3 protein-coding genes are annotated in these 7230 nt (G+C 62.0%); all 3 read right to left on the reverse strand.

Going from position 1 to position 7230, the window contains the following annotated elements; genetic code table 11:
- Positions 1 to 72: 72 nt before the first annotated feature.
- The 3 genes from VFU66_RS10240 to VFU66_RS10250 all read right to left on the reverse strand — a co-directional run bounded on the left by VFU66_RS10240 (position 73) and on the right by VFU66_RS10250 (position 6903).
- Complete coding sequence (locus tag VFU66_RS10240; RefSeq protein WP_326446150.1) at positions 73 to 3000, reverse strand: ligand-binding sensor domain-containing diguanylate cyclase; 2928 nt, start codon at positions 2998 to 3000, stop codon at positions 73 to 75.
- A gap of 515 nt (positions 3001 to 3515) precedes the next feature.
- Entirely contained in the window at positions 3516 to 5318 is a 1803-nt protein-coding gene (gene glgP, locus VFU66_RS10245) for an alpha-glucan family phosphorylase (protein ID WP_326446151.1), read from the reverse strand.
- Between the two features lie 187 nt (positions 5319 to 5505).
- Entirely contained in the window at positions 5506 to 6903 is a 1398-nt protein-coding gene (locus VFU66_RS10250; protein WP_326446152.1) for a pyridoxal phosphate-dependent decarboxylase family protein, read from the reverse strand.
- Positions 6904 to 7230: the final 327 nt, after the last annotated feature.

The raw sequence follows: 7230 nt of genomic DNA on the forward strand, positions 1-7230 counted from the left end.
TCTATGGAATATGCTCTCAGTGGCTCGTCCGCATGGTACATGCTGAATCAGTTGAGGGGTATAGTCGCGGGTCTACTGCGTCTCGACAAGCGGCCCGGGCTGCGTCGGGTGTGTGTAGAAGACGATGCAGTTCCGCCCATCGGCCTTGGCCCGATAGAGCGCCTGGTCGGCGCATCGCACCATGTCTTCAACCGTCGCCATCGAGCGGTCGAGCGAGACCGCCCCAAAGCTCGACGTGATCCGAAAAGTCTTGCTCTCGTAGTCGAAGGGCCTCGCCGAAATCGCCTGGTGGAGCTGCGTCAGCCGTGAAAACGGCTCTTCGGCCAGTCCCGGCAAGACGATAATGAACTCCTCGCCGCCGTAGCGTCCGATGAAATCGTAGGGACGGATATTTTCGACCATACGCCCGGATGCCTGGCGCAGGATGGCGTCGCCCGCAAGGTGGCCATACGTGTCGTTGATCTGCTTAAAGTGGTCGAGGTCGGCGAGCACGACCGTCAACTTGGTGCGCTCGCGGCGGGCGCGTGTCATCTCGCGCTCAAGAATTTCAAGAATCGCCGGCCGGTTCCACAGGCCCGTCAGCGCGTCATGCGAGGCCTGATGCTGGAGCGCCTCGCGCGCAGCCATCAGCTCCCGCTTCTCCGCCTCCAGTTCGCCGGTACGTTGAGCAATCAACTCCTGCAACGCCGTTTGTTCAAGCAGCAGACGCCGCTCGCGCCAGCGCCATACCAGCATCGAAAGCAACGTCGCAACCAAGGCCACCAACAAATAGAAGGACCGGGTGCGCCACCACGGCGGACGGATCGTGAACGCCAGCGAAGCAATCTCGGAGGCATTGCGGCGGTTCGGATCGAGCGCACGCACCTCGAAGCGATAGTCGCCCGGCGGCACGGCTGCGTAGTGCAGGCTGTGTTCCGTGGTTTTACTCCATGTCTGTTCCAGCCCTGAAAGCCGGTAGCGGAACTGGAGCGAGCCCTCGCGGTCGTAGTTGGGCGAGGTGAAGCGAATATCCAAAGGAGTGTTCCGCCACCGCCAGAGATTTCTGCCGCCGGACAGATTCAGCACTCTGTCGCCCAGCGTCGCCGAGGTGAGCCTCACATCGAGGTTCTCCTCCTTGTAGAGATCGCGCGGATGCAGCAGATGCGTCAGCCCTCCGTTAATGCCAATCCACACCGAGCCGTCCGTGTCGGCAAAAAATGCGCCTTCGTTCGTGTCGTTCGAGATCAGCCCGTCACGTTGCGTGATGAGCTTCCAGTGCGTGCCGTCGAAGACCTCGACGCCGAGGTCGGTGCCCACCCAGAGCCATCCATCGCGGTCAAAGCGCACAAACTGGATGTCGGTCGAGATGATCTCAGGCTGCGTGAGCACGGACAGCACCTTCGCGCGGCCGCCTTCGACCTTGAAGTGATAGAGACCAGAGAGACCGCCGCCCATCCAGAACGTGCCGTCCCGCGCAACCGCAAACGAACGGATTCCTCCGCGCGTCATCGCAGAATCAAGCGCGACCTCGCTCCACTGGCCGCCGTCTGCGGAGTTCGAATGTGCCAGACGGTAAAGATGGTGGTCGGAGACGAACCACAGATTGCCCTCCGCGTCCCGGGCTGCGTCATCAAAGCCTTCGCTCACAAACGGCCCGGCAACTTTTTCCAGCTTCGGATGCGACACAGGCGTCCGAATAGCGTAGAGTCCCTCGCGCGTGCAGAACCAGATGACCCCGTCCGCGCCGGTGATCGTGCGCATAATGCCGTTAATCTTGCCGAACTCGGTAAACCGCCCGCTCCGAGGGTCAGAGTGCCCAATGAAGCCGGGTACACTCGCAACCCAGATCGAGCCGTCAGATGCCTGCTCGAAGCCCGAGGTCTGCTGAAAGAAGACCGGAGGAAAACCGGGCGCGAGATGAATCGTTCTTAGCCGCGGATCGAGCACACTGACCTGAAGCTGGTCCCCGATCCAGAGTCGCCCCTGCCGGTCGCGGAAGATGGACCACACCAGGTCGTTGCGCAGGCCCTGCTGCATCGTCCAGTTCTCCATCTCGCCGTAGCCCAGCCATCGCTCGAGCCCATGGCCGCGCGTAGCAAACCAGATCGACCCTTCACGGTCGCTCAATATGGTGCTGATGTCTCCGAAGTTGAGCCCGTTGGAGGAGTCGAGCACTTCCCACGCCGTTCCATTCCAACGCGCCAGACCCGTCGTGGATTGCGTCAGCACGTTGCCGTTGCGGTCTTCAGCAAAGGTCAGGATGCCCGCCCCGAAGAAGTGAGTCTGCGTCGTGGGCGTGATGACGCGACTCACAAACGTGGTGCTGCCCGGCGTCAACACGCGCATGTAATGAGGGCTGCGCACCCAGAGCGTACCGTGGCTGTCCTTGAACAATGCCAGCCAGGCTGCCGGAGCCGGAACGCCCTGCGCCGGGCCGTACAGCTTCACATTGTCTCCCTTCACCCGGCACAGCACCTCGCCGCACCCCAGCCACAGCGTACCGTCCCGCTCCGCCAGCACGCTGTGCACTTCGCCGAGCGGCGGATACGCGGCCAGCATCTTCTTGCTGAAATACGGCGAGATCGTCCACGCCCCGTTCTTGCCCGTCTGGTGTGCAACCCGCAGCGTCGCGCCGTCGATCGTCAGAATGTGTCCGGCATCGAGCGAGGTCAACCGCTGCCCTACATTCAGTTGCATCGGGCCCGAGCTTGGAACCTCCTGGAACCTGCCATCGGCAAAGTAGTACAGATGGCTGCCGGTCGTCACCCACAGGCGACCCGAGGCGTCCACCACGGCGTCAGTCGTCAGGCTCTCATCGATTCCGTCGCTCGCGTCGAAACGCTGGAACTCCGACCCGTCATAGCGAAACAGGCCGTTCTCGGTAGCCACCCACAGAAAGTCTGATTTGTCCTGCACCACCCGGAAGACATCCAGGTTCTTGAGTCCTTCATCCTGCCCATAATGCTTGAACGTAAACTGCTGCGCCCACGCCGGACCCGATGCGACCAAAACCAGAAGCACCGCAAGCGCGCACGTGCGTAGAGATGAGCGCATCCGCCGCACTCGCGAGCGCGTTCTGTCTTCCCGGGAAAAGATGTGGATAGTGCAGCTCATCGATTCTCACAAAGGCAGCAGGTCATCGGCAAGGCCACAAAACATCGGCCCGGGAAACGTCTCCCTCGTCGCCCAGCGCCAACTGGACTTCCTGCGTGACACAAGCCAAACGCCGCATCTTCAGCGACCCCATTCTATGCGGGTAGTCTGCCACCAGTCTGGCAAAAAACCTTCCGGCTCTTCGTACACGTGAGGGTGTGGTAAGCCATTCTTTCACAGAAATGACGGACGCTCATGCGCAAATGTTGCAGCGCTATCGCTTACGCCATCTTTTCTTCGCCGCCACAAAGCGCGCGTCATCTCAACCGGAGACGGCGTCTTCTGCCGCCGTAGTGGATAGATCCCCGCATTTCCCACCATGCAGCGTCCACGCATACCGTTCTCCGAAAGTCTCTTCAGGAGCCCGGCAGCCTGAATCTGACTTAGTTCACCGCTCGCGAAAGGACCGGCTCTTCGGCAAAGTGAACATCCGTCGCGCGACGATGCAGCCGCAGCGGCGCATCGGCGACCGACGTCAGCGGAATCTGCCCCGCCGGGAAGTACGAGTTGTACCGATACTGCGCCAACATGCGGTGCGTGTTGAAATACGCTCCGTTGATGGCGATGCAGTGCTGCTGCATCCGCGCCCAGCCCCCGGGGCTCGCGTAAAGCGGCGCAATGCTGCGCTCCAGCTTGTCGTACAGACACGCCGCCTCCACCTCTTCGCTCTCGGCATCGTCAATCGCCCAGCCCGTAACGCCTTCCGCGCAGCCCTCAATCCACCAGCCGTCCAGAATCGACAGCGACGGCACACCGTTCAGCGCCGCCTTCATGCCCGATGTGCCCGAGGCCTCATACGGCCTGCGCGGCGTGTTCACCCACACATCGACGCCCTGCGTCAGCAACGCGCCCAGCTCCCAGTCGTAGTTCTCCAGATAATGAATCCTCAGCGAGCGCGAGTTCAACCGCTCCGCCGCCGCATAGACCTCGCGGATCAGTCCCTTGCCCGCGTTGTCTGCCGGATGCGCCTTGCCCGCGAACAGAATCTGCAGCCCGCCGATCTTCTCCGCAATCGCCACCAGACGAGCCGGGTCGCTCAGCAACAAACTGGCGCGCTTGTACGTCGCCGCACGGCGTGCAAAGCCGAGCGTCAGCACACTGGGGTTGAAGTAGTGCCCCGTGCGCCGCGCCACCACGTCAAAGAGCCGCTGCTTGCCCTTGATGTGGCAGGCCGAAATCTGCGCCGGATCAATCCCGTAGACCGCTCGCAGATATTGATTGTCCGTGCGCCAGTTCGGCAGCTCCGCGTCAAACAGTTCCTGAAAATGGTGACTCGTCCACGTCCCCGCGTGGACCCCGTTGGTGATCGCGCTGATCTTGTATCCCGGAAACATCTTCTGCGAGACCTTGCCGTGCTGCATGGCCACTCCATTGACGTAGCGCGAAAACCGCAGCGCGATGTAGGTCATGTTCATCAGCCCGTTGTGCAGGCAGTCCGCGCGTTCGATCGCCGTGGCGCGCTCATGTCCCAGCACCTGATACATCTGGTCCACGCCGAACTGGTCGTGCCCCGCCGGCACGGGCGTGTGCGTGGTAAAGACGCAGTGCTGCCGCACGGCCTCGATGTCCGCATCAGTCGCGCTCGACAACGGCGCCCCGCCCAAATGCCCTTCCAGCAGGCCAAGCGCCAGCAGCGCAGCGTGGCCTTCGTTCATGTGGTAGACCTCGGGCTTACAGCCCAGCGCATTCAGCAAGGCGATGCCACCCAGCCCAAGCACCGTCTCCTGACACAGACGGTAGTAGCTGTCGCCGCCATACAGATGATCGGTCAACCTCCGGTCCCACGGGTCGTTACCCTCGATGTCTGTGTCGAGCATCAGGACTGGAATCACATGCCCGGTAACGCCGACGACATCGTAGCGCCACGCCCGCACCAGCACCTGCCGGTTCTGCATCGTGATGGCGACAATCTCTCCGGCGCTGGGCAACGACTCCGGCGACCACGGCACCTCCGACTCGGTCTGCTGACCCATATCGGAGAGGTGCTGCCGAAAGTATCCGCGCCGGTGCGCCAGCGTGATGGCAGCCATCGGCGCACACGTATCCGCAGCCGAGCGCAGCGTGTCGCCCGCCAGCATCCCCAATCCACCCGAGTAGGTAGGAATGTCCGGAGAAAGCGCAATCTCCATGGAAAAGTAAGCGATGGTCCGTTTGGGAAGCTCAGGAGCGGGGGTTGCGAAGTCCATGCGGTGGTGGTCCCTTTTCTCGCCCGCCCGGCAACGCGCGCCGGTTGGCGGGAGTTCGACGCTGAAGCGATTTTGCAGGCCGCCACGATGCGCGAGACCGGCGAAAGGATGCCCAGCACCGAATCAAGCCATTCTAGCAAACACGTTACCGTAAACTATGTCGCTTGGGTTACCCCCGCTGGTTCGATCAGGGGATTGACATCAACGCTTGACTCGCCGCCTTCTCCAGCCGCTCCCATATCTCTTCCAGCCAAAGGAGATGCTCGGGCTTCATCAACACCGAACGCAAACAGGTGACATGCTCCTCATCTCCTGAGATGTGTCCCGATTTCCACGTCCCCTGTGGAAATAAGGACACAGGCAGCTTCGCCAGAGCCAGATGCAGGTCCAGCTTCGCAGCCTCGTCAAAGACCGCCTGCGCCATCGCCGACGAGGCCTCAGGCGTCGCCGCTCTCACGGCCCAGAAAATGATGTCGAGCGCAGGCGGCGCAACCGGCACAATGAAGTGCGGGGCGCCAGCCAGATGCCGATGAAGCGCAAGCGCAGCTTCCCGGCCCGACTCCAACCCCCGAGCAAATTCGCCGCCGCGCTCGTAAGGAAGCAACTGCTGCGTAGCCCACAGCGCCACCGCCGCCGCTCCGGCTCGCGAGCACTCCAGCGAAATCTCTCCCAGGTGTAACTCTTTCGAACTGAAATACGTGTACGGCGAGTCGTGTTTGTAAAGCCGCCCCACGCTCGGATCACGAAACAGAACGCACCCGCAGCCATAGGGTTGCAGCCCATGCTTATGCGGATCGATCACGATCGAATCCGCCTCGCCAATCGCGTCATACGCAGCGCGCGTCTCCGGCGCGAGATTTCCGGCCAGCATGAAGTAGCCTCCATACGCCGCATCCACATGCAGGCGAAAGCCATACCGCTCGCGCAGCGCGACGATTTTGTCGAGGGCGTCTACCGAGCCAACCGCCGTCGTGCCCAGCGTAGCCACCACCGTGCCGACCTCACCTTCCGCAAGCATCCGCTCCAGCGCCGCAAGGTCCATCCGGCCCGTCTCGTCCACCGGCACGCTCGCAAACGGCAGCCCCAGCACACCGGAGATGCGGCTGTGCGTATAGTGCGCCTGACTCGAAGCAGCAATCGTCTTCAGCCTGCCATCCGCACTCCGCGTCATCTGCCCCGCAACCCACAGCGCCTCCAGATTGGCAAACGTCCCGCCGCTGGTCAGATGCCCCAGATGCAGCGGCCAGCCGAACATCGCCGCCAGCCGCGCCACCGCCTCAATCTCCATCCGAGAGCTGGCGCGTCCGCCGTCCAGCGCATGATTGTTCGGGTTCACCGACATCGCCAGCGCATACGCCGCCCGCGCCACCGGATGCGGCGGCTTCAGCATCTGACCCGCATACAACGGATGCCCATAAGGAAAGTTGTCGCCCAGCCTCTCGGCCACCTGCCCCAGCACCGCACGCGCGTCTTCATCCAGCCCCGGCACACCCGCCATCGGGAGATGCTTCAATCCCTTGTCCAGCCGCCGCTGCGCCTCAGCAAGCGCCCGGAAAAATCCGTCCTGTGGAGAGTATGCGGCCATGGCCTTCAAAAGACATACTACCCATGTCAACCCCCTTCAGCCTCCCACAACCGGCCATCCACTTGCACCAGAAGGAGATATTTCTCAGCCGAAGTTGGCGGTCGAGTTTACTTCAGCAAATTAAAATAGAAATAGGGAGCCTCTGATTAAGTCTTCGCTTTGAAGGGGCGTGGCATCAGCCACGCCATCACGTCCCTCAATGCAATGGGGCTTTAGAGGGTGCTGAAAAAGTCAGTTTTGCTTAAGGGCACGGCTTCAGCCGTGCCGCTAACGCTGCAAAATCAACGCGGCTTTAGCCGCTGAGGTACGCTTTCTTCCCGGCGAGAC

It is taken from the genome of Edaphobacter sp., assembly GCF_035763405.1.
In the GTDB taxonomy this organism is placed as follows: domain Bacteria; phylum Acidobacteriota; class Terriglobia; order Terriglobales; family Acidobacteriaceae; genus Edaphobacter.

Excerpts from the sequence above, each read along its gene's own strand:
- glgP (WP_326446151.1), bottom strand. The coding sequence starts at position 5,318 with ATGGACTTCGCAACCCCCGCTCCTGAGCTTCCCAAACGGACCATCGCT.
- VFU66_RS10250 (WP_326446152.1), bottom strand. The coding sequence starts at position 6,903 with ATGGCCGCATACTCTCCACAGGACGGATTTTTCCGGGCGCTTGCTGAG.